This is a genomic window from Streptomyces sp. NPDC001407, assembly GCF_042895325.1.
Lineage (GTDB): Bacteria > Actinomycetota > Actinomycetes > Streptomycetales > Streptomycetaceae > Streptomyces.
Genome location: NZ_JBIAWF010000023.1, coordinates 79,456 through 105,535, shown reverse-complemented (window position 1 = coordinate 105,535; position 26,080 = coordinate 79,456). Strand labels below are relative to the sequence as shown.

At 67.0% G+C, this 26,080-nt stretch carries 35 protein-coding genes; 2 read left to right on the top strand and 33 right to left on the bottom strand.

Translation table 11 applies throughout. The features are described 5' to 3' along the window. Positions 1–270 precede the first annotated feature (270 nt). Positions 271–2,391 carry a glycosyltransferase gene (locus ACFY1P_RS27380; RefSeq protein ID WP_390752114.1) on the top strand — a complete coding sequence of 707 codons (2,121 nt, stop codon included), beginning with the start codon at positions 271–273 and terminating at the stop codon, positions 2,389–2,391. A gap of 67 nt (positions 2,392–2,458) precedes the next feature. On the opposite strand, the gene truA is transcribed toward ACFY1P_RS27380, so the two are convergent. From truA to rpsJ, 31 genes are all read right to left on the bottom strand, one after another. Beyond that, positions 2,459–3,313 (bottom strand): tRNA pseudouridine(38-40) synthase TruA, encoded by an 855-nt coding sequence (gene truA / locus ACFY1P_RS27375; RefSeq protein WP_361521849.1) that lies wholly within the window; start codon positions 3,311–3,313, stop codon positions 2,459–2,461. A 97-nt stretch (positions 3,314–3,410) separates the two neighbouring features. Next, complete coding sequence (gene rplQ, locus ACFY1P_RS27370) at positions 3,411–3,875, bottom strand: 50S ribosomal protein L17 (RefSeq protein WP_361521852.1); 465 nt, start codon at positions 3,873–3,875, stop codon at positions 3,411–3,413. A 179-nt stretch (positions 3,876–4,054) separates the two neighbouring features. Next, positions 4,055–5,077, bottom strand: a complete 1,023-nt coding sequence (locus tag ACFY1P_RS27365; protein WP_004946635.1) for a DNA-directed RNA polymerase subunit alpha — start codon at positions 5,075–5,077, stop codon at positions 4,055–4,057. Positions 5,078–5,205: 128 nt separating this feature from the next. Beyond that, complete coding sequence (gene rpsK / locus ACFY1P_RS27360; protein ID WP_003956432.1) at positions 5,206–5,610, bottom strand: 30S ribosomal protein S11; 405 nt, start codon at positions 5,608–5,610, stop codon at positions 5,206–5,208. Positions 5,611–5,680: 70 nt separating this feature from the next. Then, on the bottom strand, positions 5,681–6,061 hold the full coding sequence (gene rpsM, locus ACFY1P_RS27355; RefSeq protein WP_030368393.1) for a 30S ribosomal protein S13: 381 nt from the start codon (positions 6,059–6,061) through the stop codon (positions 5,681–5,683). Between the two features lie 194 nt (positions 6,062–6,255). Then, the gene (rpmJ, locus tag ACFY1P_RS27350) at positions 6,256–6,369 is read right to left on the bottom strand and encodes a 50S ribosomal protein L36 (protein ID WP_003956441.1); all 114 of its coding nucleotides are present in this window, start codon (positions 6,367–6,369) and stop codon (positions 6,256–6,258) included. A gap of 60 nt (positions 6,370–6,429) precedes the next feature. After that, positions 6,430–6,651 (bottom strand): translation initiation factor IF-1, encoded by a 222-nt coding sequence (gene infA / locus ACFY1P_RS27345; protein WP_003956442.1) that lies wholly within the window; start codon positions 6,649–6,651, stop codon positions 6,430–6,432. Between the two features lie 155 nt (positions 6,652–6,806). Next, entirely contained in the window at positions 6,807–7,643 is an 837-nt protein-coding gene (gene map / locus ACFY1P_RS27340; RefSeq protein ID WP_390752113.1) for a type I methionyl aminopeptidase, read from the bottom strand. Between the two features lie 115 nt (positions 7,644–7,758). After that, positions 7,759–8,415: an adenylate kinase gene (locus ACFY1P_RS27335; protein WP_361521858.1), complete on the bottom strand. Its 657-nt coding sequence runs from the start codon at positions 8,413–8,415 to the stop codon at positions 7,759–7,761. Next, positions 8,415–9,728: a preprotein translocase subunit SecY gene (secY, locus tag ACFY1P_RS27330; protein WP_361521861.1), complete on the bottom strand. Its 1,314-nt coding sequence runs from the start codon at positions 9,726–9,728 to the stop codon at positions 8,415–8,417. Before secY ends, ACFY1P_RS27335 begins: the two co-directional genes overlap by 1 nt. A gap of 202 nt (positions 9,729–9,930) precedes the next feature. Continuing rightward, positions 9,931–10,386, bottom strand: a complete 456-nt coding sequence (gene rplO / locus ACFY1P_RS27325) for a 50S ribosomal protein L15 (protein ID WP_361521864.1) — start codon at positions 10,384–10,386, stop codon at positions 9,931–9,933. Between the two features lies 1 nt (position 10,387). Further along, positions 10,388–10,570, bottom strand: a complete 183-nt coding sequence (rpmD, locus tag ACFY1P_RS27320; protein WP_030368398.1) for a 50S ribosomal protein L30 — start codon at positions 10,568–10,570, stop codon at positions 10,388–10,390. Then, positions 10,570–11,172: a 30S ribosomal protein S5 gene (rpsE, locus tag ACFY1P_RS27315; RefSeq protein WP_116212431.1), complete on the bottom strand. Its 603-nt coding sequence runs from the start codon at positions 11,170–11,172 to the stop codon at positions 10,570–10,572. The genes rpmD and rpsE overlap by 1 nt, the downstream gene beginning before the upstream one ends. A 46-nt stretch (positions 11,173–11,218) precedes the next feature. Next, complete coding sequence (gene rplR / locus ACFY1P_RS27310; RefSeq protein WP_116212433.1) at positions 11,219–11,602, bottom strand: 50S ribosomal protein L18; 384 nt, start codon at positions 11,600–11,602, stop codon at positions 11,219–11,221. A 3-nt stretch (positions 11,603–11,605) separates the two neighbouring features. Next, positions 11,606–12,145, bottom strand: a complete 540-nt coding sequence (gene rplF, locus ACFY1P_RS27305; protein ID WP_361521869.1) for a 50S ribosomal protein L6 — start codon at positions 12,143–12,145, stop codon at positions 11,606–11,608. Positions 12,146–12,166: 21 nt separating this feature from the next. After that, positions 12,167–12,565 (bottom strand): 30S ribosomal protein S8, encoded by a 399-nt coding sequence (rpsH, locus tag ACFY1P_RS27300; RefSeq protein WP_116212436.1) that lies wholly within the window; start codon positions 12,563–12,565, stop codon positions 12,167–12,169. Positions 12,566–12,774: 209 nt separating this feature from the next. Next, complete coding sequence (locus tag ACFY1P_RS27295; RefSeq protein WP_030368403.1) at positions 12,775–12,960, bottom strand: type Z 30S ribosomal protein S14; 186 nt, start codon at positions 12,958–12,960, stop codon at positions 12,775–12,777. 5 nt (positions 12,961–12,965) lie between these two features. Further along, complete coding sequence (gene rplE, locus ACFY1P_RS27290; protein ID WP_361521873.1) at positions 12,966–13,526, bottom strand: 50S ribosomal protein L5; 561 nt, start codon at positions 13,524–13,526, stop codon at positions 12,966–12,968. Further along, positions 13,526–13,849 (bottom strand): 50S ribosomal protein L24, encoded by a 324-nt coding sequence (gene rplX / locus ACFY1P_RS27285; RefSeq protein WP_361521876.1) that lies wholly within the window; start codon positions 13,847–13,849, stop codon positions 13,526–13,528. Before rplX ends, rplE begins: the two co-directional genes overlap by 1 nt. Before the next feature lie 3 nt (positions 13,850–13,852). Further along, positions 13,853–14,221 carry a 50S ribosomal protein L14 gene (gene rplN, locus ACFY1P_RS27280; protein ID WP_099199421.1) on the bottom strand — a complete coding sequence of 123 codons (369 nt, stop codon included), beginning with the start codon at positions 14,219–14,221 and terminating at the stop codon, positions 13,853–13,855. Positions 14,222–14,356: 135 nt separating this feature from the next. After that, complete coding sequence (rpsQ, locus tag ACFY1P_RS27275; RefSeq protein ID WP_030026328.1) at positions 14,357–14,638, bottom strand: 30S ribosomal protein S17; 282 nt, start codon at positions 14,636–14,638, stop codon at positions 14,357–14,359. Next, positions 14,638–14,862 carry a 50S ribosomal protein L29 gene (gene rpmC, locus ACFY1P_RS27270; protein WP_030368408.1) on the bottom strand — a complete coding sequence of 75 codons (225 nt, stop codon included), beginning with the start codon at positions 14,860–14,862 and terminating at the stop codon, positions 14,638–14,640. Before rpmC ends, rpsQ begins: the two co-directional genes overlap by 1 nt. After that, the gene (rplP, locus tag ACFY1P_RS27265; protein WP_087927565.1) at positions 14,862–15,281 is read right to left on the bottom strand and encodes a 50S ribosomal protein L16; all 420 of its coding nucleotides are present in this window, start codon (positions 15,279–15,281) and stop codon (positions 14,862–14,864) included. The genes rpmC and rplP overlap by 1 nt, the downstream gene beginning before the upstream one ends. A 5-nt stretch (positions 15,282–15,286) precedes the next feature. Next, a complete protein-coding gene (gene rpsC / locus ACFY1P_RS27260; RefSeq protein ID WP_361521880.1) occupies positions 15,287–16,123 on the bottom strand; it encodes a 30S ribosomal protein S3 in 837 nt (278 codons plus the stop codon). Then, positions 16,123–16,470 carry a 50S ribosomal protein L22 gene (gene rplV / locus ACFY1P_RS27255; protein WP_004571827.1) on the bottom strand — a complete coding sequence of 116 codons (348 nt, stop codon included), beginning with the start codon at positions 16,468–16,470 and terminating at the stop codon, positions 16,123–16,125. Before rplV ends, rpsC begins: the two co-directional genes overlap by 1 nt. A 42-nt stretch (positions 16,471–16,512) precedes the next feature. Then, positions 16,513–16,794, bottom strand: a complete 282-nt coding sequence (gene rpsS / locus ACFY1P_RS27250) for a 30S ribosomal protein S19 (RefSeq protein WP_004950443.1) — start codon at positions 16,792–16,794, stop codon at positions 16,513–16,515. Positions 16,795–16,806: 12 nt separating this feature from the next. After that, a complete protein-coding gene (gene rplB, locus ACFY1P_RS27245; protein ID WP_301886639.1) occupies positions 16,807–17,643 on the bottom strand; it encodes a 50S ribosomal protein L2 in 837 nt (278 codons plus the stop codon). A 39-nt stretch (positions 17,644–17,682) separates the two neighbouring features. After that, complete coding sequence (gene rplW, locus ACFY1P_RS27240) at positions 17,683–18,015, bottom strand: 50S ribosomal protein L23 (RefSeq protein ID WP_116212450.1); 333 nt, start codon at positions 18,013–18,015, stop codon at positions 17,683–17,685. After that, a complete protein-coding gene (rplD, locus tag ACFY1P_RS27235) occupies positions 18,015–18,665 on the bottom strand; it encodes a 50S ribosomal protein L4 (RefSeq protein ID WP_361521883.1) in 651 nt (216 codons plus the stop codon). The genes rplW and rplD overlap by 1 nt, the downstream gene beginning before the upstream one ends. 7 nt (positions 18,666–18,672) lie before the next feature. Beyond that, positions 18,673–19,317, bottom strand: a complete 645-nt coding sequence (gene rplC / locus ACFY1P_RS27230; RefSeq protein WP_086567349.1) for a 50S ribosomal protein L3 — start codon at positions 19,315–19,317, stop codon at positions 18,673–18,675. Between the two features lie 13 nt (positions 19,318–19,330). Then, positions 19,331–19,639: a 30S ribosomal protein S10 gene (rpsJ, locus tag ACFY1P_RS27225; protein ID WP_003948644.1), complete on the bottom strand. Its 309-nt coding sequence runs from the start codon at positions 19,637–19,639 to the stop codon at positions 19,331–19,333. A 612-nt stretch (positions 19,640–20,251) separates the two neighbouring features. Here rpsJ and ACFY1P_RS27220 point away from each other — a divergent pair. Then, entirely contained in the window at positions 20,252–22,363 is a 2,112-nt protein-coding gene (locus ACFY1P_RS27220; protein ID WP_390752112.1) for a PIG-L family deacetylase, read from the top strand. 184 nt (positions 22,364–22,547) lie between these two features. On the opposite strand, the gene tuf is transcribed toward ACFY1P_RS27220, so the two are convergent. Together tuf and fusA are read right to left on the bottom strand one after the other, a co-directional pair. After that, a complete protein-coding gene (tuf, locus tag ACFY1P_RS27215) occupies positions 22,548–23,741 on the bottom strand; it encodes an elongation factor Tu (protein WP_361521889.1) in 1,194 nt (397 codons plus the stop codon). Positions 23,742–23,924: 183 nt separating this feature from the next. Then, complete coding sequence (gene fusA, locus ACFY1P_RS27210) at positions 23,925–26,048, bottom strand: elongation factor G (RefSeq protein ID WP_361521891.1); 2,124 nt, start codon at positions 26,046–26,048, stop codon at positions 23,925–23,927. Positions 26,049–26,080 lie beyond the last annotated feature (32 nt).

The window sequence follows — 26,080 nt, the reverse complement described above, 5'->3', positions numbered from 1 at the left end:
GCCCGGCGCTCCGGTTACCCTCTGGACGGCTGTCCGAGCGCCTCCGGCGCACGGCCGGCGGGGGCGATCTCCCCCTTGACCCACGACCTGTGAGCCAAGCCACAATGTAGGCTTCGCAGGCAACCGATACCCCTCCCAACGGTCTTTACCGACGGATCGGACCGCACTCGACCAACACTTGGCCAAGCGGTCCGCACAAGGGGCACACCCGGACACCCAGGCCAGGGGGAAGGACGGACGCGGCGCCCGACGTGCCGCGCACACACCGCCATGAAGATCTCTTTCCTTTTGCAGAACGCCTACGGCATCGGCGGCACGATCCGCTCCACGTTCAACGTCGCCGGCGCCCTCGCGGCCCGGCACGACGTGGAGATCGTGTCGATCCACAGAACCGGTGGCACGCCCAAGCTCCCCCTGCACCGCAAGGTCAAGCTGGTCCACCTCATCGACACCCGCGCCGAGACCGGCGCCGACCGGGACAACCCGGCCCTGGAGCAGGACAGCGCGCTGGTCCCGCCCGTCGAGGCGAAGGGCGCGCAGTTCAGCGCGCTCACCGACAAGCGCGTCGCCGAGCACCTCGCCCGCACCGACGCCGATGTCGTGATCGCCACCCGGCCCGGCCTGGTGATGTATCTGGCGGAGTTCGGCCAGGACCGCTATCTCAAGATCGGCCAGGAGCACCGGATCTACGGCACGCACGAGCCGAACATCCGCGCCGCCCAGGACCTCGCCATCCCGAAGCTGGACGCCCACACCGCCGTCTCGGAGGCCGACGCGGCCACCCACCGCGAGCACTTCCCGGGTGTGAAGACCAAGCTGATCGCCCTGCCCAACGGCGTGCCCCCGTCCGAGGTCGAGCCCTCCGACGGCACCGCCAAGCTGGTCGTCGCCGCGGGCCGCCTCATCCCCGTCAAGCGCTACGACCTGCTGGTCAAGGCGTGGGCCACCGTCGCCGCCAACCGCCCCGACTGGAAGCTGCGGATCTACGGCCGCGGCCCCCAGCAGGCCAAGCTGCGCGAGCAGATCGACAAGCTCGGTCTCAACGAGCACATCCGCCTCATGGGCCCCCACTCCCCCATCGAGACCGAGTGGGCCAAGGGCTCCATCGCCGCCGTGACCTCCCGCGAGGAGTCCTTCGGCATGACGATCGTGGAGGCCATGAACTGTGGCGTGCCCGTCGTCGCCACCGACTGCCCGCACGGCCCCGGCGAGATCATCAGCGACGGCAAGGACGGCCTGCTCGTCACCAACCTCGACAGCGACGCCATCGCCAAGGGTCTGCTCAAGCTGATCGAGGACGACGAACTCCGGCACGCCATGGGCAAGGCCGCCCTGGTCTCCGCCGAGCGCTACCAGCCGGACGCCATCGCCCGCCGCTACGAGGACCTCATCGAGAGCCTCGGCGGCGACACCGGCACCACCCCGGCCCCCGCAGGCAGCGCCCCGAGCGAACCGCGCAAGCCCGCGCCGGTGCCGCTGTCGAAGGTGCTGCGCCGCACCGCCGGCAAGCTCATCCGCCCGCTGCGCCGCTCCGTCGCCAAGCCCGCCACCCCGGCGGTCAAGGCGGCCATAAAGGAGATCGTCCGCAAGCCGCTGCGCTGCACCGCTTCCTGCCGCGTCGACGCCGACGGCAATCTCGTCGTCTCCGTCGACCGCAAGGGCCTCTCCGGCGAGAAGCTGTCCCTGACGGTCACCCGCCGCAAGGAGGGCAAGCCGGTCAGCGTGCCGCTGAAGGCGGCCGCCGACGGCAAGGGCCCCTACACCGCGGTGCTCGACCGGCGCGAACTCCGCCTGGGCGAAGGCCGTTGGGACTTCCACGTCGTACGGGGCGACGACGGCGCCCGCCGCCGGGTCGTCTCCCACCTCGCGGAGGGCCGTGGCCTGGTGGAGCTGGAGCCCCTGGCCGGCACGCCGTTCACCTGGTGGGTGCCCTACCCCACCGTCGACGGCTTCCTCGCGCTGCGCGCCTGGAACCGCAAGGAGCACGCGGAGGCCCGCACGGTCCGGCAGGGCAACAACGCCCTGACGGTCGAAGGCACCCTGCACGGCACGGAGTTCACCGCAGGCAGTGAGCCCGTCCTCGTCGCCACCCCGCGCATCGAGGCGGCCTCGGCCGTGACCGCACCGGTGACGGTCGTCAACGGCACGGCCTTCACCTTCAACCTGCCGTACGCCGACCTGCGCCACGCCCGCGCGGGGGACGAGAACACCGTCTGGGACCTTGCGGTGCGCCCGGCCCCCGACGCCGAGCCGATCCGCGTCGCCCGGCTCATCGGCGACATCGTCGACCGGAACAAGACCGACATCTATCCGGTGATCGACGGCATCAAGCCGTACTTCACGGTCAACAGCGACCTGGCCGTCAGCTGCCCCGCTCCTGACGCTTCCTGACGTCGCATCAAAAAGCGCCGGGCGGGCTGGAGTTCCAGCCCGCCCGGCGCTTTCGCGAGGTCGTGGATCAGCAGCAACCCGCCCCGGGCAGGGTGCGCTTGTTGCGTGCCTCCCGGTTGCGCGCGGCGAGTTCGGAGTCGGCCGGATAGCCGACCTCTTCGAGCGTCAGCCCGTGCGGCCGTACGACATGCACCGCGGAATCGCGCACGCCCGCGGCCAGCACCTTGCCCGGCCAGTCGACCGGCCGGTGCCCGTCGCCGACGAACAGCAGCGCGCCCACCAACGAGCGCACCATGTTGTGGCAGAAGGCGTCGGCCTTCACGGTCGCGGTGACGACACCCGACGCGTCGCGCTCCCAACTCAAGCGCTGGAGCGTGCGGATGGTGGTCGCGCCCTCGCGCTTCTTGCAGTACGCGGCGAAGTCGTGCTCCCCGAGCAGCGCGCGCGAGGCGGCGTTCATCGCGTCGACGTCCAACGGCCAGTCGTGCCACAGGACATGACCGCGCAGCAGCGGGTCGACGCCGCCCACGTGGTCGGTCACCCGATAGGCGTACCGCCGCCAGATCGCCGAGAACCGGGCGTTGAAACCGGCCGGCGCCTCCGCGACCTTCCACACCCGCACATCGTGCGACAGCCGCCCGGCGAGCCGGCGCAGCAGCTTCTCCTCGTGCTCGGCCCACACCTCGGCCGGCAGGTCGACGTGCGCGACCTGCCCGCGGGCGTGCACACCGGAGTCCGTACGGCCGGCGACCGTCAGCTCATAGGTCTCGGACGACCGCGTCACCGTACGGAGGGCCGACTCGATCTCGCCCTGCACGGTGCGCAGGCCCGAGCGCTGCTTGGCCCAGCCGGAGAAGTCCTTGCCGTCGTACGACAGATCCAGCCGCACCCGCACAAAGCCGGGCTCAACTTCGTCACTCACCGAGAGTTCCTCGTTTCAAGAATTTGCGGCGCCACGAAAAACGCGGAACGGGCCCGCCCCCGAGGGAGCGGACCCGTCCGTGCACGCATCAGATGCGTCAGGCGTCCTTGGACTCCTCGGCCGGAGCCTCGGCAGCAGCCTCGGACTCCTTGACCGCACGCTTGGTGGCGGCCTCGGCCTCGGCGACGGTCGCCTTCTTCGCGATCTCACCCTCGACGAGCTCGATCACGGCCATCGGGGCGTTGTCGCCACGACGGTTGCCGACCTTGGTGATACGGGTGTAGCCACCCGGACGCTCGGCGAAGCGCGGGGCGATCTCGGTGAAGAGCGTGTGGACGATGCTCTTGTCCGTGATCGTCTGAAGAACCTGGCGACGGTTGTGGATGTCGCCCTTCTTCGCCTTGGTGATCAGACGCTCGGCCACGGGGCGCAGGCGACGGGCCTTGGCCTCGGTGGTGGTGATGCGGCCGTGCTCGAAGAGCGACTTGGCGAGGTTCGCCAGCATCAGCTTCTCGTGCGCGGCACCGCCGCCCAGACGGGCACCCTTGGTGGGACGCGGCATGGTGTTTCTCCTTTAGTCTGCCCCGGCCGTATCAGGTACCGGAGTCAGTATCCGAGCAGGCGGTCGCCTGTCGAAGATCCGGACAAGCCCCGAAGGGGCGGGTCCGGAAGGGGCGCGGGGAACCGCGCGATCAAGCACAGCGCACCCGCACCCAAGAACCGTCGGTCGGTCCCGAGCTCTTAGTACTGCTCGGTCTCGACGAACCCGGCATCCGCGTCGTCGTCCGCGCCAAAGGCGTCCGCCGCAGCGGTCGGGTCGAATCCGGGCGGGCTGTCCTTGAGGGCCAGGCCCATGCCGGCCAGCTTCGCCTTGACCTCGTCGATCGACTTCGCACCGAAGTTGCGGATGTCGAGCAGGTCGGCCTCGGAGCGGGCGACGAGCTCACCCACGGAGTGGATGCCCTCGCGCTTGAGGCAGTTGTAGGACCGAACGGTGAGCTCGAGCTCCTCGATCGGCAGCGCCAGGTCGGCGGCCAGGGCGGCGTCCGTCGGGGACGGGCCCATGTCGATGCCCTCGGCGTCGATGTTGAGCTCGCGGGCCAGACCGAACAGCTCGACCAGGGTCTTACCGGCGGACGCCATGGCGTCACGCGGGCGCATGGCCTGCTTGGTCTCGACGTCGACGATCAGCTTGTCGAAGTCGGTGCGCTGCTCGACTCGGGTCGCCTCGACCTTGTAGGTGACCTTGAGCACCGGCGAGTAGATGGAGTCGACCGGGATACGGCCGATCTCCTGGCCCACCTGCTTGTTCTGGACGGCGGAGACGTAGCCGCGACCGCGCTCGACGGTCAGCTCCATCTCCAGCTTGCCCTTGGCGTTCAGCGTCGCCAGGACCAGGTCGGGGTTGTGCACCTCGACGCCGGCCGGCGGGGCGATGTCCGCCGCGGTGACCAGGCCGGGACCCTGCTTGCGCAGGTACATCACGACCGGCTCGTCGTGCTCCGAGGAGACGACCAGCTGCTTGATGTTCAGGATGAGGTCGGTGACGTCCTCCTTGACGCCCGGCACGGTGGTGAACTCGTGCAGGACCCCGTCGATCCGGATGGACGTGACCGCCGCACCGGGAATCGAGGAGAGGAGCGTACGACGCAGGGAGTTACCGAGGGTGTAGCCGAAGCCCGGCTCCAGCGGCTCGATCACGAACCGGGAGCGGAACTCGTCGACGACCTCTTCGGTCAGCGAGGGGCGCTGAGCGATCAGCATGCGAAGCATCCTTCAGTCATGGACACCCACTATTTGATGTCCTGAGGTACTACAAGGGTACGGGCGGCACGGCTCCGGAGAGCCGTACCGCCCAGACCCAAAGGCAACCCGTGAGGCGGGCCGCTGCGTCAGACGCGGCGGCGCTTCGGCGGACGGCAGCCGTTGTGCGGGGTGGGGGTGACGTCCTGGATCGAGCCGACCTCGAGGCCGGTCGCCTGGAGCGAACGGATGGCGGTCTCGCGACCGGAACCCGGGCCCTTGACGAAGACGTCAACCTTGCGCATGCCGTGCTCCTGCGCGCGGCGGGCAGCCGACTCGGCGGCCATCTGCGCGGCGAACGGAGTGGACTTGCGGGAGCCCTTGAAGCCGACGTGGCCGGCGGAGGCCCAGGAGATCACGTTGCCGGACGGGTCCGTGATCGAAACGATGGTGTTGTTGAACGTGCTCTTGATGTGCGCGTGGCCGTGAGCGACGTTCTTCTTTTCCTTGCGACGCACCTTCTTGGCTGCGCCCTGACGTCCCTTGGGGGGCATGTCTTACTCCTGTGGAGTGGAGGTGATCGGTCCTACAGCGAAGACCGCGTGGTCAAGCGTCCGCTGAGGACTACTTCTTGCCCGGCTTCTTCTTGCCGGCGATCGCGCGACGCGGGCCCTTGCGGGTACGAGCGTTCGTGCTGGTGCGCTGACCGTGGACCGGCAGGCCACGACGGTGACGCAGACCCTGGTAGCAGCCGATCTCGACCTTGCGGCGGATGTCGGCCTGGATCTCGCGACGGAGGTCACCCTCGGTCTTGAGGTTGGCGTCCACGTACTCGCGGATCTTGACCAGGTCCTCTTCGGGAAGGTCACGAACGCGGGTGTTCGGGTTCACACCGGTCGCGGCGAGAGTCGCCTGCGACTGGGTGCGGCCGATACCGAAGACGTAGGTGAGTGCAACCTCCACGCGCTTGTCACGCGGGATGTCAACACCGGAAACGCGTGCCATTGAATGGCTCCAGTTGATTCTCGGGGGTCTTCCACAGTGCCGCTCTCGACCGCCGACCGCTCTTGATCAAGAGCGGTGGTACGTTCCGAGTCCCCGGCCCCCGCCGGAGGTGTCGCCAGCCGTGGCTGGACGGGCCCTGCGTATGTACGTATTGCTTGCGTCGCGCGAAGTAACTGCGAAGTGCAGGTTCTGCGTCAGCCCTGGCGCTGCTTGTGGCGCAGGTTGTCGCAGATGACCATGACCCGGCCGTGGCGGCGGATCACCTTGCACTTGTCGCAGATCTTCTTGACGCTCGGCTTGACCTTCATGGGATGTCAGGTTCTCCGGGTCAGTGCCGTCGCCCCACAGAGAGGGGGCTTCGACAAGATCTACTTGTAGCGGTAGACGATCCGGCCACGCGTCAGGTCGTAGGGAGAGAGCTCCACGACGACCCGGTCATCCGGGAGGATGCGGATGTAGTGCATCCGCATCTTGCCGCTGATGTGCGCGAGGACCTTGTGACCGTTCTGGAGCTCCACCTTGAACATCGCGTTCGGCAGAGACTCGATCACGGTGCCCTCGATCTCGATGGCACCTTGCTTCTTGGCCACGCTTCGCCTTTCGAATCGGCTACCTTGATCAACTCTCGTGATCGAACACGTCCTACGAAAAGCAGGCATGCGGATACACGAGAGCCGACGCGTCAGTCTACGTCAGGGCAACCCGAAAGACTAATCCAGGGGTGACTGCCCAGCCGCAGAGATCCTTATGCCAGCGGGTCCGGGGCGGCCACGATGCCGTACTCCGCCAGCTTCGCCTTGCCGCCGTCGACCGCCGTCAGGACCAGCGGGCCCTGCTCCGTCAGGGCGACGGAGTGCTCCCAGTGGGAGGACCAGGTCAGGTCGTCCGTGAGGACCGTCCAGTCGTCCTCCAGGACGTGCGTACGCGGCGTGCCGAGGCTCACCATCGGCTCGATGGCGATGCAGAAGCCGGGGACGAGCTTGGGGCCCTTGCCGCGCTTGCGGGAGACATAGTTCAGCAGGTGCGGGTCCATGTGCATCTCGCTGCCGATGCCGTGCCCGCCGTAGTCCTCGATGATCCCGTACTTCCCGGTGGCCGGGCGGGGCTGGCGGCGGATGTAGCCCTCGATGGCCTTGGAGATGTCCACCAGGCGGTTGCCGTTCTTCACGGCCGCGATGCCGGCCCACATCGACTCCTCGGTCACCCGGGAGAGCTCGACCAGCTCCGGAGCGTGACCGGTGCCCACGAAGGCCGTGAAGGCCGCGTCACCGTGCCAGCCGTCCACGATCGCGCCCGCGTCGATGGAGATGATGTCGCCGTCCTTCAGGACGGTCTTCGTGTCGGGGATGCCGTGGACGACGACCTCGTTCACCGAGGTGCAGATCGTCGCGGGGAAGCCGCCGTAGCCGAGGAAGTTCGACTTCGCGCCGTGCTCGGCCAGCACCTTGCGGGCGACCTCGTCCAGGTCCTTGGTCGTCGCACCCGGCACGGCCGCCTCCCGGGTGGCCGCGTGAATGGCGGCGACGACCAGTCCCGCCTCGCGCATCTTCGCGATCTGCTCGGGAGTCTTGATCTCCACCATTACGGCTGACGCCTTTCTCCGGAACGACTTGAAAAACGCGGGGGCGAACCCGCCACAACACCATACGGCCGCGATGCCCGGGCGGGCATCGCGGCCGTAGAGGACCTGCTTGGGATCAGGCTTCCTGAGGTGCGAGAGCGCCCATGGCGCGCTCCGTGACCTCGGTGACCTTGCCGAGGGCCGGGATCGTCACCACGAGGCCCTGCGCCTTGTAGTAGTCGATGATCGGCTCGGTCTCGGTGTGGTAGACCTCGAGACGCTTGCGGACGGTGTCCTCGCGGTCGTCGTCACGCTGGTACAGCTCGCCGCCGCAGGCGTCGCAGACGCCCTCGGCCTTCGGCTGGTTGTAGACGACGTGGAAGACGTGGCTGCTGTCGTTGCGGCAGATCCGCCGGCCGGCGATCCGCTTGACGACCTCGTCCTCCGGGACCTCCAGGTCCAGGACCGCGTCGAGCGCGAGGTCCTTGCCCTTGAGGTACGCGTCGAGCGCCTCGGCCTGTCCGACGTTGCGCGGGAAGCCGTCGAGCAGGAAGCCGCCCGCGGCGTCCTCCTGGTCCATCCGGTCCTCGGCCATGCTGATGGTCACCGAGTCCGGGACCAGCTGGCCGGCGCGCATGTACTCCTGCGCCTTCTGCCCGAGCGGCGTGCCCTGGCTGATGTTCGCCCGGAAAAGGTCACCCGTCGAGATGTGCGGGATCGCGAGATTCTTGGCGAGGTACGCGGCCTGCGTACCCTTGCCGGCGCCGGGCGGCCCGACGAGGACGATTCGCATCAGCGGAGGAACCCTTCGTAGTTGCGCTGCTGAAGCTGGCTCTCGATCTGCTTCACAGTCTCCAGACCGACACCCACGATGATCAGGATGCTGGTTCCCCCGAACGGGAAGTTCTGGTTCGCGTTGAGTGTGACCAGTGCCACGGTGGGCACCAGGGCGATCAGGCCCAGGTAGAGAGAGCCGGGCCACGTGATGCGGTTCAGCACGTAGCTCAGGTACTCCGCGGTGGGACGACCGGCCCGGATGCCCGGAATGAACCCACCATACTTCTTCATGTTGTCGGCAACTTCTTCGGGGTTGAAGGAGATCGCGACGTAGAAGAAGGCGAAGAAGACGATCAGCAGGAAGTACGTGACCATGTAGACGGGGTGGTCACCCTTGACGAGGTTGGAGTTGACCCACGTCGCCCAGCCCGCCTTGGAGCCGGTGAACTGCACCAGCAGCGCCGGGATGTACAGCAGCGACGAGGCGAAGATGACCGGGATCACGCCGGCCTGGTTCACCTTGAGCGGGATGTAGGTCGACGTGCCGCCGTAGGACCGGCGGCCGATCATGCGCTTCGCGTACTGCACGGGGATGCGGCGCTGGGCCTGCTCGACGAAGACGACGAGCGCGACCATGGCCAGGCCGCAGATGATGACGAGCCCGAACTCCAGCCAGCCGCCCATCAGCTTGCCCTGGAGCTTGATGCCCCACAGGCCGCTCGGGAAGCCCGCCGCGATGGACGTGAACATCAGGATGGACATGCCGTTGCCGATGCCGCGGTCGGTGATCAGCTCACCGAGCCACATGATCAGGCAGGTGCCCGCGGTCATGGTGATGACCATGGTGGCGGTGGCGAAGATGGACTTGTCCGGAACGATCTGGTTGCCGACCGCACAGCCGCTGAACAGCGCGCCGTTGCTCGCGGTGGCCACGAGGCCGGTGCCCTGGAGGATCGCGAGGGCGACGGTCAGATAACGCGTGTACTGCGTGATCTTGGCCTGCCCGGACTGCCCCTCCTTCTTGAGGGCCTCCAGCCGGGGAATGACCACGGTGAGCAGCTGCAGGATGATGCTTGCCGTGATGTACGGCATGATCCCGAGCGCGAAGATCGTGATGTGCAACAGCGCGCCACCGCTGAACATGTTCACGAGGCCGAAGAGGCCCTGGCCGCTCTTGGCCTGGTCCATACACGTCTGGACGTTGGAGTAGCTGACGCCCGGGACCGGTACATGCGCACCGAGCCTGAAGAGCACCATGATGCCCAGCGTGAACAGCAGCTTCTTGCGCAGGTCGGGCGTCTTGAACGCCCGGGCGAACGCGGTGAGCACGGTGCCTCCTGCGCCTCTCACGCGAGAACGCGAGAGGTGACGGTCTTGAGGATCGACGAATACATATCAGTCAAAATCCGCACGGACAGGGGCCGCGCGGAGGTTAACAGTGCACGCCACCTTACCGGCGACCGTGCCCCCCTTGGAACGACCAACCGGGGATGCCCCTTTTGGGACATCCCCGGTTGTCAGATCAACGAGCTCAGACGAGCTCGGTGACGGTGCCGCCGGCAGCGGCAATCTTCTCCTTGGCGGAGCCGGAGACGGCGTCGACCGTCACCTGCAGCGCCACGGAGATCTCGCCCTGGCCCAGGACCTTGACGAGCTGGTTCTTGCGAACCGCACCCTTGGCGACCAGGTCGGCCACCGTGACCTCGCCACCCTGCGGGTAGAGCGCGGCCAGCTTGTCCAGGTTCACGACCTGGAACTCGGTACGGAACGGGTTCTTGAAGCCCTTGAGCTTCGGGAGACGCATGTGGAGGGGCATCTGCCCACCCTCGAAGCGCTCCGGAACCTGGTAACGGGCCTTGGTGCCCTTGGTACCACGACCTGCGGTCTTACCCTTGGACGCCTCACCACGACCCACACGGGTCTTGGCGGTCTTGGCGCCCGGGGCGGGCCGGAGGTTGTGGACCTTCAGCGGGTTCTGCTCCGCCATGTCAGTCGACCTCCTCAACCGTCACGAGGTGGCGGACGGTCTGCACCATGCCGCGGATCTCGGGACGGTCCTCCTTGACGACCACGTCGTTCATGCGCTTGAGACCAAGCGAACGAAGGGTGTCGCGGTGGTTCTGCTTGCTACCGATGTAGGACTTGACCTGCGTGACCTTGAGGCGAGCCATTACGCACCCGCCCCTGCACGCGCCCGCAGCAGTGCGGCGGGGGCGACGTCCTCCAGCGGCAGGCCACGACGGGCCGCGATCTCCTCGGGGCGCTGAAGGCCCTGAAGCGCGGTCACCGTGGCGTGCACGATGTTGATCGGGTTCGAAGAACCGAGCGACTTCGACAGGATGTCGTGGACGCCGGCGCACTCGAGCACCGCACGCACCGGGCCACCGGCGATAACACCGGTACCGGGGGACGCGGGCTTGAGCAGGACGACACCAGCCGCCTTCTCGCCCTGGATCGGGTGCGGGATGGTGCCCTGGATGCGGGGGACCTTGAAGAAGTTCTTCTTGGCCTCTTCCACGCCCTTGGCGATGGCCGCGGGAACTTCCTTGGCCTTGCCGTATCCGACACCTACGGTGCCGTCACCGTCGCCCACCACGACCAGCGCGGTGAAGCTGAAGCGGCGACCACCCTTGACAACCTTGGCGACGCGGTTGATCGCGACAACGCGCTCAACGTACGCGGTCTTCTCGGCGGCAGCGCCACCGTCGCGACCCTTCCGGTCCCGCCGCTCGCCGCCACCGGCACCGCTTCCGCGGCGCTGGGGTCCAGCCATTGGATTTACCTCTCTCTGTTACGTCCGCTAGCTCCGGAACCGGGGCTTAGAACTTCAGCCCGGCTTCGCGGGCGGCGTCAGCCAGAGCGGCAATGCGCCCGGCGTACCTGTTGCCACCACGGTCGAACACGACGGCCTCGACACCGGCGGCCTTGGCGCGCTCGGCAACCAGGGCGCCGACCTGCTTGGCCTGCGCGGACTTGTCGCCCTCGCCACCACGGATCGAAGCGTCCAGGTTCGACGCCGACGCCAGGGTGTGACCCTTGATGTCGTCGATGACCTGAGCGGTGATACCGCGGTTCGAACGCGTCACGACGAGGCGCGGACGCTCCGCCGTACCCGAGACGTTCTTGCGAATGCGGACATGGCGGCGGGCCTTGGCGGCACGCTTGTAAGCGTCGCCCTTGGCGATCTTCACACCGTATGCCATGGCTTACTTACCAGCCTTTCCGACCTTGCGGCGGATGACCTCGCCGGCGTACTTGACGCCCTTGGCCTTGTACGGGTCGGGCTTCCGCAGCTTGCGGATGTTCGCCGCGACCTCGCCGACCTTCTGCTTGTCGATGCCCTCGACGCTGAGCTTGGTCGGGGACTCCACCTTGAAGGTGATGCCCTCGGGGGCCTCGATCAGGATCGGGTGGCTGTAGCCCAGGGCGAACTCCAGGTTGGAGCCCTTCGCCTGGACGCGGTAACCGACACCGCTGATCTCAAGAGCCTTGCTGTAGCCCGTGGTCACGCCGGTGATCATGTTCGCCACCAGCGTGCGGGACAGGCCGTGCAGGGCCTTGTTCTGACGCTCGTCGTTCGGGCGGGTGACGACAAGGGTGCCGTCCTCGGCCTTAGCGATCTCGATGGGCGCGGCGACAGCGTGCGTGAGGGAGCCCTTGGGGCCCTTCACGTGCACCGTGCGGCCATCGATGGTGACGTCCACACCAGCGGGAACCTGGATGGGCAGCCGTCCAATACGCGACATTGGCTATTCCTCCGTTCCCGATTACCAGACGTAGGCGAGGACTTCCCCACCCACGCCCTTCTTGCTGGCCTGCTGGCCGGTCAGGAGACCGTGGGACGTGGAGATGATCGCCACGCCCAGGCCGCCGAGGACCTTCGGCAGGTTGGTGGACTTTGCGTAGACCCGCAGGCCCGGCTTCGAGATGCGCTTGATGCCGGCGATCGAGCGCTCGCGGTTCGGGCCGAACTTCAGCTCGAGGGTCAGGGACTTGCCGACCTCGGCGTCCTCGACCTTCCAGCCGGTGATGTAGCCCTCCTGCTGGAGGATCTCCGCGATGTGCGACTTGATCTTGCTGTGCGGCATCGACACGGTGTCGTGGTATGCCGAGTTAGCGTTTCGCAGACGGGTCAGCATGTCTGCGATCGGATCGGTCATGGTCATGTTTGGCCTTCGGCCTCTCTCGCCGGGGTTTCCTATGTGCGCCATCCCTCTCCCCGATCAGTGTCGGGACGGGTGCGGCGCGGGGACCTTCGGCGTAGTAAGCGACTTTGCGGGCGGCGGGCGCCCAACCCTTCCACTCTACGCGAGTGGGGGCGGGGCCCCCGCCGACCAGATGCTTACCGAGAGCCCTGGTCAACCCAAGTGGGTTGTTACCAGGAGCTCTTGGTCACGCCCGGCAGCTCGCCACGGTGAGCCATCTCACGAAGGCACACGCGGCAGAGGCCGAACTTGCGGTAGACGGAGTGCGGACGGCCACAGCGCTGGCAGCGCGTGTAGGCACGCACACCGAACTTCGGCTTGCGGGCAGCCTTGGCAATAAGAGACTTCTTCGCCATCTCGCTTACGCCTCCTTGAAGGGGAAGCCGAGGTGACGAAGGAGGGCGCGACCCTCGTCGTCGTTGGTCGCCGTGGTCACCACGGTGATGTCCATACCCCGGACGCGGTCGATCTTGTCCTGGTCGATCTCGTGGAACATGACCTGCTCCGTGAGACCGAAGGTGTAGTTGCCCCGGCCGTCGAACTGCTTCGGGGACAGACCACGGAAGTCGCGGATGCGCGGCAGCGCGAGCGACAGCGTACGGTCCAGGAACTCCCACATGCGGTCACCACGGAGGGTGACGTGGCAGCCGATCGGCTGCCCCTCGCGCAGCTTGAACTGCGCGATCGACTTGCGGGCCTTGGTCACGGCCGGCTTCTGGCCCGTGATCGTGGTGAGGTCGCGGATGGCGCCCTCGATCAGCTTGGAGTCGCGGGCGGCGTCGCCCACACCCATGTTGACCACGATCTTGGTCAGGCCGGGGATCTGCATGACGTTCTCGTAGGAGAACTCCTCGCGGAGCTTCCCGGCGATCTCGTCACGGTAGCGCTGCTTGAGACGCGGTGCGTTGGTGGTGGCAGTCATCAGATGTCCTCACCGGTGCGCTTGGCAACGCGGATCTTGTTGCCCTCGTCGTCGAAGCGGTAACCGACACGAGTGACGACCTTCTTGCCGTCCTTCTCCACGATCAGCTGAACGTTGCTGACGTGGATGGGGGCCTCGGTCGTCACGATGCCGCCGGTCTTGGAACCACGAGCGGTCTGGCCGGCCTTGGTGTGCTTCTTGACCCGGTTGACACCCTCGACGAGAACACGGTCCTCAGCGGGCATGGCCTGAATGACCTTGCCCTGCTTGCCCTTGTCCTTACCGGTGATGACCTGAACCAGGTCGCCCTTCTTGATCTTCATCGGTTACAGCACCTCCGGCGCGAGCGAGACGATCTTCATGAACTTCTTCTCGCGCAGCTCTCGGCCCACGGGGCCGAAGATACGGGTGCCGCGGGGGTCACCGTCGTTCTTGAGAACGACAGCGGCGTTCTCGTCGAAGCGGATGTACGAGCCATCCGGACGGCGGCGCTCCTTGACGGTGCGAACGATGACCGCCTTGACGACGTCACCCTTCTTCACGTTGCCACCGGGGATCGCGTCCTTGACGGTGGCGACGATGACGTCACCGATGCCCGCGTAGCGGCGACCCGAACCACCGAGAACACGGATGCAAAGGATCTCCTTGGCACCAGTGTTGTCGGCGACCCGAAGTCGCGACTCCTGCTGGATCACGTCTATCTCCTGATCGTCTGCCGGTTCCCGGCGGGGGCCTCGAGTGAATCGAGACCCCACGCCGAGCCTGGCGGAACTTATCCGAGGGGAGACCCCCTCAGACGGTAATTGCGGAATTCCCTTGCGGGAATTTCCTTACTTGGCCTTCTCGAGGATCTCGACGATGCGCCAGCGCTTGCTCGCCGACAGCGGACGCGTCTCCATGATGAGGACGCGGTCGCCGACACCGGCAGCGTTCTGCTCGTCGTGCGCCTTGAGCTTGTTCGTACGGCGGATGACCTTGCCGTACAGCGCGTGCTTGACGCGGTCCTCGACAGCGACGACGACGGTCTTGTCCATCTTGTCGCTGACGACGAGACCCTCACGGGTCTTGCGGAAGCCGCGCTCGTTCGTCTCAGTCACATTCTTCTCGCTCATCAGGCGCTCTCCACCGTCTCGATGCCCAGCTCGCGCTCGCGCATCAGGGTGTAGATCCGGGCGATGTCCTTACGGACGGACTTGAGCCGACCGTGGTTCTCGAGCTGCCCGGTCGCCGCCTGGAAGCGGAGGTTGAACAGCTCTTCCTTGGCCTCACGGAGCTTCGCGACGAGGTCCTCGTCGTTCAGCTCACGCAGCTCGGTCGCCTTGATACCAGCGGCCATCACGACTCACCTGCCTCGCGCCGAACAATGCGGCACTTCATCGGAAGCTTGTGGGCGGCGCGGGTGAGCGCCTCACGAGCAACCTTCTCGTTCGGGAAAGACAGCTCGAACATCACCCGACCGGGCTTGACGTTCGCGATCCACCACTCCGGAGAACCCTTACCGGAACCCATGCGGGTTTCGGCCGGCTTCTTCGTCAGCGGGCGGTCGGGGTAGATGTTGATCCACACCTTGCCGCCGCGCTTGATGTGACGGGTCATGGCGATACGAGCGGACTCGATCTGCCGGTTCGTCACGTAGGCCGGGGTCAGGGCCTGGATGCCGTACTCACCGAAAGCGAGCTCGGTGCCACCCTTGGCCATGCCCGAGCGCTTCGGGTGGTGCTGCTTGCGGTGCTTGACCCTGCGAGGGATCAGCATGTCGGTCAGGCCTCCGTTCCGGTGGACTCAGCCGGAGCAGCGGCAGCGGCCTCGGCCTTGGGGGCCTCGGCACCTGCGCTGCTGCCCTGCTGCGGCTTGCGGCCGCGGCCGCCACGCTCGCCACCACGGCCACCGCGGGCCGGGCGGTCCTGGGCGCCGCCACGGGACGGGCGGTTGCCCGCACGCGCCGCGGCGTTCTCGGCGCGGACCTCGGCGATGTTCTTGACGTCGCCCTTGTAGATCCAGACCTTCACGCCGATGCGGCCGAAGGTGGTCTTGGCCTCGAAGAAGCCGTAGTCGACGTTCGCGCGGAGCGTGTGCAGGGGCACACGGCCCTCGCGGTAGAACTCCGAGCGGGACATCTCGGCGCCGCCGAGACGGCCACCGCACTGGATCTTGATGCCCTTGGCGCCGGCCTTCATCGTCGACTGCATGCTCTTGCGCATGGCGCGACGGAAGGAGACGCGGGAGGACAGCTGCTCGGCGACGGCCTGGGCCACCAGCTGAGCGTCCACCTCGGGGTTCTTGACCTCGAGGATGTTCAGCTGGACCTGCTTGCCGGTCAGCTTCTCCAGCTCGCCGCGGATGCGGTCGGCCTCGGCGCCGCGGCGGCCGATGACGATGCCCGGACGAGCGGTGTGGATGTCGACGCGGACGCGGTCGCGGGTGCGCTCGATCTCAACCTTCGAGATACCGGCGCGCTCCATGCCCTTCGTCATCATGCGACGAATGGCAACGTCTTCCTTGACGTAGTCCTTGTACAGCTTGTCGGCGTACCAGCGCGACTTGAAGTCGGTGGTGATGCCGAGGCGGAACCCGTGCGGGTTAACCTTCTGGCCCATTACCGGGTTCCTTCCTTGCTGCTGACGACCACGGTGATGTGGCTGGTCCGCTTACGGATCCGGTAGGCACGGCCCTGGGCACGCGGACGGAACCGCTTCAGGGTCGGGCCCTCGTCCACGTACGCCTCGCTGATGACCAGCGAAGAGGCGTCGGTGTGGTCGTAGTTGTGTGCAGCGTTGGCGATGGCGCTGTCCAGCACCTTGCCAACCGGCACGCTCGCGGCCTGCGGGGCGAAACGCAGGACCGCCTGAGCCTCCGTGGCGTCCATGCCACGGATGAGGTCCACCACGCGGCGGGCCTTCATGGGCGTGACGCGGATGTACCGCGCCTGGGCCCTGGCTTCCATGGTTGTCCCTTCGGTGTCAGTCATAGTCGTTCACACCCCGCCTTAGCGGCGCTTCGACTTGCGGTCGTCCTTGACGTGGCCGCGGAAGGTGCGGGTCGGCGAGAACTCGCCGAGCTTGTGGCCGACCATCGACTCGGTGACGAACACCGGGACGTGCGTCTTGCCGTTGTGCACCGCGAGCGTGTGGCCCAGCATGGCCGGCACGATCATGGAGCGACGGGACCAGGTCTTGATGACGTTCTTGGTACCAGCTTCGTTCTGGGCGTCCACCTTCTTGATGAGGTGGCCGTCGACGAAGGGTCCCTTCTTGAGACTACGCGGCATCTAAACCCGCTCCTAGCGCTTCTTGTTCGTCTTGCGGCGGCGGACGATGTACTTGTTGCTCGCCTTCTTGGGAGAACGAGTACGACCCTCCTTCTGACCCCACGGGGAGACCGGGTGGCGACCACCGGAGGTCTTACCCTCACCACCACCGTGCGGGTGGTCGACCGGGTTCATCGCCACACCACGCACGGTCGGGCGAACGCCCTTCCAGCGCATACGGCCGGCCTTGCCCCAGTTGATGTTCGACTGCTCGGCGTTGCCGACCTCGCCGACGGTGGCGCGGCAGCGGACGTCGACCAGGCGGACCTCACCGGACGGCATGCGCAGGTGGGCGTACTGGCCCTCCTTCGCCAGCAGCTGCACGGACGAACCGGCAGAGCGGGCGAACTTGGCGCCGCCACCGGGACGGAGCTCGATCGCGTGGATCGTCGTACCGACCGGGATGTTGCGCAGCGGCAGGTTGTTGCCCGGCTTGATGTCGGCGCCAGCGCCGTTCTCGATCCGGTCACCCTGCTGGAGCTTCGCGGGGGCGATGATGTAGCGCTTCTCGCCGTCTGCGTAGTGCAGCAGCGCGATGCGCGCGGTGCGGTTCGGGTCGTACTCGATGTGAGCGACCTTGGCCGGCACGCCGTCCTTGTCGTGACGACGGAAGTCGATCACGCGGTAGGCGCGCTTGTGGCCACCACCCTGGTGGCGAACGGTCACACGACCGGCGTTGTTACGGCCGCCCTTGCTGTGCAGGGGGCGGACCAGCGACTTCTCCGGCGTGGACCGCGTGATCTCGACAAAGTCGGCGACGCTGGAGCCACGACGGCCCGGGGTCGTCGGCTTGTACTTGCGGATACCCATTTCTCAGTCCTCGTCCGATTCCGGACGACTCGGACTCCGTTAGGAGACCGGGCCGCCGAAGATGTCGATACGGTCGCCCTCGGCGAGGGTCACGATGGCGCGCTTGGTGTTGGCGCGCTTGCCGAAACCGGTCTTGGTGCGCTTGCGCTTACCCTGACGGTTGATCGTGTTGACCCCGGTGACCTTGACCGAGAAGACCGCCTCGACGGCCTGCTTGATCTGGGTCTTGTTCGCGCGCGGGTCGACGATGAACGTGTACTTGTTCTCGTCGAGGAGCGCGTAGCTCTTCTCCGAAACCACCGGCTTGACCAGGATGTCACGGGGGTCCGTGTAGGTCTTGCTGGTGACCACGGCGACAGTCGCCTCGCTCATCAGGCGTCGCTCCCTTCGAGCTCGCCGGCCGTCTTCGCGGCCACGAAGGACTCGAAGGCGGCCTTCGTGAAGACCACGTCGTCCGAGACGAGCACGTCGTACGTGTTCAGCTGGCCCGGCTCCAGGATGTGGACCTGGGGCAGGTTGCGGGCGGACAGCCACGCGGCCTCGTCGGCACGGTCGACGACCAGGAGCAGGTTCTTGCGCTCCGAGATCTTGCCGAACAGCGACTTGGCGGCCTTGGTGGAAGCCGAGCCCTCGACCACGCCGGTGACGACGTGGATGCGGGAGTGACGCGCCCGGTCGGTGAGGGCACCGCGCAGGGCGGCGGCCTTCATCTTCTTCGGGGTCCGCTGCGAGTAGTCACGCGGCACGGGACCGTGCACGACGCCACCACCGGCGAACTGCGGCGCGCGGGTCGAGCCCTGACGGGCGCGACCGGTGCCCTTCTGGCGGTACGGCTTCTTGCCGCCGCCTCGGACCTCACCGCGGGTCTTGGTCTTGTGCGTGCCCTGACGGGCAGCGGCCAGCTGCGCGACGACGACCTGGTGGATCAGCGGAACGCTGACCTTCGCGTCGAAGATCTCCGTGGGGAGCTCGACGGTCCCGGCCTTGTCGCCTGCCGGCGAAAGGATGTCAATGGTGCTCATCGTTACCTCAGGCCCCCTTGGCCGCGGTACGGACCAGGACGAGGCCGCCGTTCGGACCAGGAACCGCGCCCTTGATCAGGAGCAGGCCCTTCTCCGCGTCAACGGCGTGGACGGTCAGGTTCTGGGTGGTGACCCGCTCGTTGCCCATACGGCCCGCCATGCGGAGGCCCTTGAACACACGGCCCGGGGTGGCGCAGCCACCGATGGAACCGGGGGAGCGGTGCTTGCGCTGGGTGCCGTGACCGGCGCCGAGGCCCTTGAAGTTGTGACGCTTCATGACACCGGCGAAGCCCTTGCCCTTGCTCTTGCCGGTGACGTCGACCTTGACGCCCGACTCGAACACGGCAGCGGTGATCTCCTGGCCGAGCGTGTACTCGCTGGCGTCAGCGGTACGCAGCTCCACCAGGTGGCGGCGCGGGGTGACGTCGGCCTTGGCGAAGTGACCCTTGAGGGGCTTGTTCACCTTGCGCGGGTCGATCTCGCCGAAGGCGATCTGGACCGACTCGTAGCCGTCGCTGTCGTTGGTGCGGACCTGGGTGACGACACAGGGCCCGGCCTTGACGACGGTCACCGGGACGACCCGGTTGTTCTCGTCCCAGACCTGGGTCATGCCGAGCTTCTCGCCCAGGACGCCCTTAATGTTCTTAGCCATCTCGCGCGTCACCTCAGAGCTTGATCTCGATGTCGACGCCCGCCGGCAGGTCGAGGCGCATGAGCGAGTCAACCGTCTTCGGCGTGGGGTCGAGGATGTCGATGAGGCGCTTGTGCGTGCGCATCTCGAAGTGCTCGCGCGAGTCCTTGTACTTGTGCGGCGACTTGATGACGCAGTACACGTTCTTCTCAGTGGGCAGCGGCACCGGGCCCGCGACCGACGCACCAGTGCGCGTCACCGTCTCGACGATCTTCTTCGCCGAGGAGTCGATGACCTCGTGGTCGTAGGCCTTGAGCCGGATGCGGATCTTCTGTCCCGCCATGGCTACTTCGTAGTCCTGTCTCTCGTAACGCTCTGGGACTCGGTGTGCTGCGCCTCTTGCGAGGCGCTGCCCTTCTCCGACCCACGCGGTCGGGCGTGTCGCGCCCCTTCCGGAAGATTTCCCGGAGGAAATTCCCTTACGAAGGGGGCTGTGGGGGAAGGACACCCACCGAGTGCCTGGCCGGGGCCGCGCCAACGCTTCCCGGAAGATTCCCGTACTTCCACCCCTGAAAAGGGGTGACGAGTACTGCGGGACTCGCTTCCAGTCCTCCCGGCGGGAGGCGCGCAAGCATCAGCTCACAACCGAGCAACCTGAACAGTGTGCCATACGCGCCCGAAGGGGCGCCAATCGCAGCCGAAGAAGGTACCCCGACCGGCTCAGTTGTCAAACCACCTCGCCGACATACGGGACACTATGGTCGCGTAGGCCCAGGCCGCCCACAAGCGGTCAGCCGGCCCGACCGTCGCGCCGGCACCCTGAGCCTCCCTGGCCTTACCCGCCTTTGCCGTGGTTTGCCGTGGTCTTGAGCAACCCGCGCGATCCCTCTCACGTCCTCTGACACGCTGGGGCAGCCGGGGACTGCGTGCTGCACAACGAGACGGAGTCACTTAGTTGAACACCTCACAGCGCATGGTGATATCCCGCCGGACCGCGCTCGCCGGCCTGGCCGCCACCTCCCTGGCGGTCGCGGCGGGGTGCAGCGGCGGCGGGGGCGGCCACAAGTCCAAGGCCTCCCCCAGCCCCATAAGGGCGGTGGACCCCCATGCCACGCAGTCGTTCAACGGCGTGAAGAACCCCCTGCTGCTCCAGGTCATGGCGCACCCCGACGACGACCTGTTCTTCATGAACCCCGACGCCCTGCACATCGTGGAGTCCGGGGTGCCCGTCGTCTCGGTCTATGTGACGGCCGGCGAGGCCGTGGGCCAGAACTGGATCGAGGGCATGCCCAAGGGCAAGCCCGACAAGGCCGCCTATTCCTCGGCCCGCCACCAGGGCCTGCGCCAGGCGTACGCGGAGATGCTGGGCGTGGACAAGTTCACGGGCTGGAAGAAGTCCGTCCTGGACCTCGGCAACGGCGTCGAGGCCGAGACCAACGAGCTGTCCAACGGCAACCGCCGCGCCCAGCTGGTCTTCCTCAACATCGCCATGCTCTCCGCCCACGAGATGCGGCTGCCGCTGCTGTGGGAACGCCCGTCCGCCGAGATGCAGAGCATGGTCGCCACGGGCTCCCCGTGCACCACGGTGAGCAAGTACACCCACAGCACGCTGGTGGACACGCTGGCCACGATCATGGACCGCTTCAAGCCGTCCGTGATCCACACGATGGACCCGGACCCCGACTACCAGGTCCACGACGCCACGCACCCCAAGGACAACGACTACGGCGCCTGCTCCGACCACCGCGACCACACGCCGACCGCCCTCTTCACCTGGAAGGCGATGTCGCAGTGGGTCGCCGACGCCACGAAGCGTGACGGGCACACCCCGCGCTTCGTGACCACGTCGTTCCGCGGCTACTACAACCAGCGCTGGCCGCACAATCTGCCGCCCGAGGTCGTGGAGCAGAAGCACCGCCTGGTCCAGGCGTACGGCGGCGACCCCAAGTGGGAGTGCGGCAACCCCGCGGGCTGCGGTGACTACGGCCAGGGCGGCGACCGCCCGATCAAGAACCGCAAGGGCTGGATCCGCTCCACGCACTACCGCTACGAGGGCGCCACCACGGCCCCGGACACCGATAAGTCGGGCCGTCTGGAGGCGTACGGCGTGCTCGGCATGCAGGCGGTGCGCTGGCAGGAGACCTCCGCCGGGAGCGGCCGCTGGGGCGACCCGCAGAACCTCGGCGGCGGCCCCCTCGCCCCCGCCCTGGCCTCCGTCAAGGACACGGCCGGGCGCAGGCTGCTGTTCGGCCTGCGGTTCTCGGCCCTGGCGGGCCAGGGCCGGCCGGACACCCGCGAGATCGTGGTGCTGGAGCAGGGCTCCCCCGACGGCGCGTTCAAGGACTGGAAGCCGCTCGGCAACCCCGAGCACAAGGCCGACCGCGGCCGCCGCGTCGGCATGCCCGCCGCGATCGCCACGCCGGACGGCCGGGTGCACCTCTTCGTCCGCAACGCCGGCAAGGGCGTATCCAGCCGCGTCCGCGAGGCCGACGGCAAGTGGGGCAAGTGGCAGAGCCTGCACGGCCAGGAGATCCAGGACGGCCTGACGCTGGCCCTGGACCAGGACAAGCGGGTGCACGTCTTCGGCACCGGCCGGGACACCGTGCACCACTGGAGCCAGGACGCGCCGGACAAGCCGGTCCGCGCGATGCCCCTCAAGGGCCTCCCCCAGCCCGGCGGGCTCCCCGGTGCCACCCTGGACCCGGACGGGCGCCTCGCGGTCGTCTACCGCACTCCCGAGGCCGCCCAGCCGTCCGTCCACCGCTTCAAGCCCGGCTCCGACGACGTCGCCACCACCGAGCTCAAGGAGTTCTCGGGCTACGGCCCGCTCGACGCCCACACCCTGGCCGTGCGCGGCGGCAGCGACACCGTGACCGTCCTCGGCCGGGCCGTCGACGGCAAGCTCCAGGTGGTGGACGCCGGCTCCGGCGACGCCTCGCCGAGGACCGGCCCCGACCAGGTCGCCGTGGGCACCCCCGCGGTCCTCACCGACGCCGGCCACCAGCTGTGCGTGGTGGCCATGGGCACGGACGCGAGCCCCTGGGTCTGGCGCCCCGAGAGCGGCTGACAGCCGCGCGGAAGCCCGTAGGACAGCCCCCGGAATTCACCCTCCGGGGGCTTTGCCTTATCCCCAGTACGAGCGATTTCCCGGCAGGAGACACGACCCGTCGTGGAAAAGCGGAAGGGCCCGCACATCCGAAGATGTGCGGGCCCTTCCCGACCGTTCAGGTCAGACCTTCAAGCAAGAAGACTTACTTGTTGATCTTGGTGACCTGGCCGGCGCCGACGGTGCGGCCGCCCTCACGGATGGTGAAGCGCAGGCCCTCCTCCATGGCGACGGGCTGGATCAGGGAGACGGACATCTCGGCGTTGTCGCCGGGCATGACCATCTCCGTGCCCTCCTTGAGGGTCACAACACCGGTCACGTCAGTCGTACGGAAGTAGAACTGCGGACGGTAGTTGTTGAAGAACGGGGTGTGACGGCCACCCTCGTCCTTCGACAGGATGTACGCCGTGGCCTCGAACTCGGTGTGCGGCGTGACCGAACCCGGCTTGATGATGCACTGGCCGCGCTCGACGTCCTCGCGCTTGATGCCACGGAGGAGCAGACCGACGTTCTCACCGGCCTGGCCCTCGTCGAGCAGCTTGCGGAACATCTCGATGCCGGTGACCGTGGTGGTGGTCTTCTCGGTCTTGATGCCGATGATGTCGACGGTCTCGTTGACCTTCAGGACACCACGCTCGATACGACCGGTGACGACGGTGCCACGACCGGTGATCGTGAAGACGTCCTCGATCGGCATCAGGAACGGCTTGTCGACGTCACGCTCGGGCTGCGGGATGTTCTCGTCGACGGCCTTCATCAGGCCGAGGAGCTTCTCGCCCCACTCCTTGTCGCCCTCGAGCGCCTTGAGCGCCGAGACCTGGACGACCGGAGCGTCGTCGCCGTTGAACTCGTACTCGTTGAGGAGCTCACGGACCTCGAGCTCGACGAGCTCCAGGATCTCCTCGTCGTCCACCATGTCGGCCTTGTTCAGGGCGACGACGATGTACGGAACGCCGGACTGGCGGGCCAGGAGCACGTGCTCCTTGGTCTGCGGCATCGGACCGTCGGTCGCGGCGACCACGAGGATCGCGCCGTCCATCTGGGCGGCACCGGTGATCATGTTCTTGATGTAGTCCGCGTGACCGGGGCAGTCGACGTGGGCGTAGTGACGCGACTCGGTCTGGTACTCAACGTGAGCGATCGAGATCGTGATACCACGCTGACGCTCTTCGGGCGCCTTGTCGATCTCGTCGAACGGCGTGAAGGGGTTGAGCTCCGGGTACGCGTCGTGCAGCACCTTGGTGATCGCCGCGGTAAGAGTGGTCTTACCGTGGTCGACGTGACCGATGGTGCCGATGTTGACGTGCGGCTTAGTCCGCTCGAACTTCGCCTTCGCCACTGGGTCCTCCTACGGAGTGGTTCTGTACGCCTTACTCATCGGCGCCAGGTGATCTTTGCTGGGGTGCCGTCCGCCGGGGCATCCGCCACGCATCGAAAGGAACACAGTCCTCACGGTACGCGGTGGAATGCCCCGACAGTCGGTGTAAAGCCTAAAGCGTGAGCTTTGCGTGCGGAGACGCGGTTACTCGCCCTTGGCCTTCGCGATGATCTCCTCGGCGACGTTCCTCGGAACCTCGGCGTAGGAGTCGAACTGCATCGAGTAGCTTGCGCGACCCGACGTCTTGCTGCGGAGGTCTCCGACGTAGCCGAACATCTCCGACAGCGGAACCAGGCCCTTGACGAGCTTGGCGCCGTGACGGTCCTCCATGGCCTGGATCTGGCCACGGCGGGAGTTGATGTCACCGATCACATCGCCCATGTAGTCCTCGGGGGTGGTGACCTCGACGGACATCATCGGCTCGAGCAGAGCCGGGGACGCCTTGCGAGCACCCTCCTTGAACGCCATGGAACCGGCGATCTTGAAGGCGAGTTCGGACGAGTCGACGTCGTGGAAGGCACCGTCGAGCAGCGTCACCTTGACGCCGGTCAGCGGGTAGCCGGCCAGCACGCCGAACTCCATGGCCTCCTGGCAACCCGCGTCCACGGACGGGATGTACTCCCGCGGGATGCGGCCACCGGTGACCTTGTTCTCGAACTCGTAGCCATCGCCCTCGAGGGGCTCGATGGCCATCTGCACCTTGGCGAACTGGCCGGAACCACCAGTCTGCTTCTTGTGCGTGTAGTCGATACGCTCGACGGCCTTGCGGATCGTCTCGCGGTACGCGACCTGCGGCTTGCCGACGTTCGCCTCGACGCGGAACTCACGGCGCATACGGTCGACCAGCACGTCGAGGTGCAGCTCGCCCATACCCGCGATGATGGTCTGGCCCGTCTCCTCGTCCGTGTGGACCTGGAAGGACGGGTCCTCCTCGGCGAGACGCTGGATGGCGACACCCAGCTTCTCCTGGTCGCCCTTGGACTTCGGCTCGATGGCGACCTGGATCACCGGGGCCGGGAAGTCCATGGACTCGAGGATGACCGGGTTCGACGCGTCACAGAGGGTCTCACCGGTGGTGGTCTGCTTCAGACCCATGACGGCGACGATGTCACCGGCACCCACCGACTCGATCTCCTCACGCTTGTTCGCGTGCATCCGGTAGATCTTGCCGATGCGCTCCTTCTTGCCCTTCACGGAGTTCTGCACCTGGGTGCCGGTCTCCATGCGGCCCGAGTAAACCCGGACGAAGGTGAGCTTGCCGAGGTGCGGGTCGCTCATGATCTTGAAGGCAAGGCCGGCGAACGGCTCGTCGTCGGACGGCTTGCGCTTCACGACCTCATCGGCGTCGTTGACCGCGTGGCCCTCGACGGCCTCGATGTCGAGCGGCGACGGCAGGTAGCGCACGACCGCGTCGAGCAGGGGCTGAACGCCCTTGTTCTTGAACGCGGTGCCACAGAACACCGGGGTGACGGTGACGGAGTCGGCGCCGCCCTTGGAGGCGAGCGTGATGCGGCGGATGGCCGCCATCAGCTGCTCCTCGGTGGGCTCCTTGCCCTCGAGGAACAGCTCCATCATCTCGTCGTCGTGCTCGGCGACGCCCTCGAGGAGCTTGCCGCGCCATTCCTCGGCGGCCTCGGTGTGCGTGGCCGGGATGTCGACGACGTCGTACATCTCGCCCTTGGCGGCCTCGGCGGACCAGACCAGCGCCTTCATCTGGACGAGGTCGACCACGCCCTTGAAGTCGGCCTCGGCACCGATCGGCAGCTGCATGACCAGCGGCACCGCACCGAGGCGGTCGACGATCATGTCGACGCAGCGGTGGAACTCGGCGCCGGTGCGGTCGAGCTTGTTGACGAAGCAGATACGCGGAACGCCGTAGCGGTCCGCCTGACGCCACACGGTCTCGGACTGGGGCTCAACACCGGCAACGCCGTCGAACACCGTCACGGCACCGTCGAGGACGCGCAGCGAGCGCTCCACCTCGACGGTGAAGTCGACGTGGCCCGGGGTGTCGATGATGTTGATGGTGTGGTCGACGTTGTTCAGCGGCCAGTGGCAGGTCGTCGCGGCAGACGTGATCGTGATGCCGCGCTCCTGCTCCTGCTCCATCCAGTCCATCGTGGCAGCGCCGTCGTGGACCTCACCGATCTTGTACGAAACACCGGTGTAGAACAGGATCCGCTCGGTGGTGGTCGTCTTGCCCGCGTCGATGTGGGCCATGATCCCGATGTTGCGGACCTTGGCCAGGTCAAGCGAAGTGGTGGCCATATGGCTCAGTCTTCTCTCGGTTCTCGATGGGG

What these genes read in the sequence shown, in the direction of transcription:
- ACFY1P_RS27380 (WP_390752114.1), top strand. Translation starts at nt 271, where the DNA reads ATGAAGATCTCTTTCCTTTTGCAGAACGCCTACGGCATCGGCGGCACG.
- rplQ (WP_361521852.1), bottom strand. Translation starts at nt 3,875, where the DNA reads ATGCCGCGTCCCACCAAGGGTGCCCGTCTGGGCGGCGGTGCCGCGCAC.
- ACFY1P_RS27365 (WP_004946635.1), bottom strand. Translation starts at nt 5,077, where the DNA reads ATGCTGATCGCTCAGCGCCCCTCGCTGACCGAAGAGGTCGTCGACGAG.
- rpsK (WP_003956432.1), bottom strand. Translation starts at nt 5,610, where the DNA reads ATGCCCCCCAAGGGACGTCAGGGCGCAGCCAAGAAGGTGCGTCGCAAG.
- rpsM (WP_030368393.1), bottom strand. Translation starts at nt 6,061, where the DNA reads ATGGCACGCGTTTCCGGTGTTGACATCCCGCGTGACAAGCGCGTGGAG.
- rpmJ (WP_003956441.1), bottom strand. Translation starts at nt 6,369, where the DNA reads ATGAAGGTCAAGCCGAGCGTCAAGAAGATCTGCGACAAGTGCAAGGTG.
- map (WP_390752113.1), bottom strand. Translation starts at nt 7,643, where the DNA reads ATGGTGGAGATCAAGACTCCCGAGCAGATCGCGAAGATGCGCGAGGCG.
- ACFY1P_RS27335 (WP_361521858.1), bottom strand. Translation starts at nt 8,415, where the DNA reads ATGCGAATCGTCCTCGTCGGGCCGCCCGGCGCCGGCAAGGGTACGCAG.
- rplO (WP_361521864.1), bottom strand. Translation starts at nt 10,386, where the DNA reads ATGGCGGAGCAGAACCCGCTGAAGGTCCACAACCTCCGGCCCGCCCCG.
- rpmD (WP_030368398.1), bottom strand. Translation starts at nt 10,570, where the DNA reads ATGGCTCGCCTCAAGGTCACGCAGGTCAAGTCCTACATCGGTAGCAAG.
- rpsE (WP_116212431.1), bottom strand. Translation starts at nt 11,172, where the DNA reads ATGGCTGGACCCCAGCGCCGCGGAAGCGGTGCCGGTGGCGGCGAGCGG.
- rplR (WP_116212433.1), bottom strand. Translation starts at nt 11,602, where the DNA reads ATGGCATACGGTGTGAAGATCGCCAAGGGCGACGCTTACAAGCGTGCC.
- rplF (WP_361521869.1), bottom strand. Translation starts at nt 12,145, where the DNA reads ATGTCGCGTATTGGACGGCTGCCCATCCAGGTTCCCGCTGGTGTGGAC.
- rpsH (WP_116212436.1), bottom strand. Translation starts at nt 12,565, where the DNA reads ATGACCATGACCGATCCGATCGCAGACATGCTGACCCGTCTGCGAAAC.
- ACFY1P_RS27295 (WP_030368403.1), bottom strand. Translation starts at nt 12,960, where the DNA reads ATGGCGAAGAAGTCTCTTATTGCCAAGGCTGCCCGCAAGCCGAAGTTC.
- rplE (WP_361521873.1), bottom strand. Translation starts at nt 13,526, where the DNA reads ATGACTGCCACCACCAACGCACCGCGTCTCAAGCAGCGCTACCGTGAC.
- rplX (WP_361521876.1), bottom strand. Translation starts at nt 13,849, where the DNA reads ATGAAGATCAAGAAGGGCGACCTGGTTCAGGTCATCACCGGTAAGGAC.
- rpsQ (WP_030026328.1), bottom strand. Translation starts at nt 14,638, where the DNA reads ATGAGCGAGAAGAATGTGACTGAGACGAACGAGCGCGGCTTCCGCAAG.
- rpmC (WP_030368408.1), bottom strand. Translation starts at nt 14,862, where the DNA reads ATGGCCGCTGGTATCAAGGCGACCGAGCTGCGTGAGCTGAACGACGAG.
- rplP (WP_087927565.1), bottom strand. Translation starts at nt 15,281, where the DNA reads ATGCTGATCCCTCGCAGGGTCAAGCACCGCAAGCAGCACCACCCGAAG.
- rpsC (WP_361521880.1), bottom strand. Translation starts at nt 16,123, where the DNA reads ATGGGCCAGAAGGTTAACCCGCACGGGTTCCGCCTCGGCATCACCACC.
- rplV (WP_004571827.1), bottom strand. Translation starts at nt 16,470, where the DNA reads ATGGAAGCCAGGGCCCAGGCGCGGTACATCCGCGTCACGCCCATGAAG.
- rpsS (WP_004950443.1), bottom strand. Translation starts at nt 16,794, where the DNA reads ATGCCGCGTAGTCTCAAGAAGGGACCCTTCGTCGACGGCCACCTCATC.
- rplB (WP_301886639.1), bottom strand. Translation starts at nt 17,643, where the DNA reads ATGGGTATCCGCAAGTACAAGCCGACGACCCCGGGCCGTCGTGGCTCC.
- rplW (WP_116212450.1), bottom strand. Translation starts at nt 18,015, where the DNA reads ATGAGCGAGGCGACTGTCGCCGTGGTCACCAGCAAGACCTACACGGAC.
- rplD (WP_361521883.1), bottom strand. Translation starts at nt 18,665, where the DNA reads ATGAGCACCATTGACATCCTTTCGCCGGCAGGCGACAAGGCCGGGACC.
- rplC (WP_086567349.1), bottom strand. Translation starts at nt 19,317, where the DNA reads ATGGCTAAGAACATTAAGGGCGTCCTGGGCGAGAAGCTCGGCATGACC.
- rpsJ (WP_003948644.1), bottom strand. Translation starts at nt 19,639, where the DNA reads ATGGCGGGACAGAAGATCCGCATCCGGCTCAAGGCCTACGACCACGAG.
- fusA (WP_361521891.1), bottom strand. Translation starts at nt 26,048, where the DNA reads ATGGCCACCACTTCGCTTGACCTGGCCAAGGTCCGCAACATCGGGATC.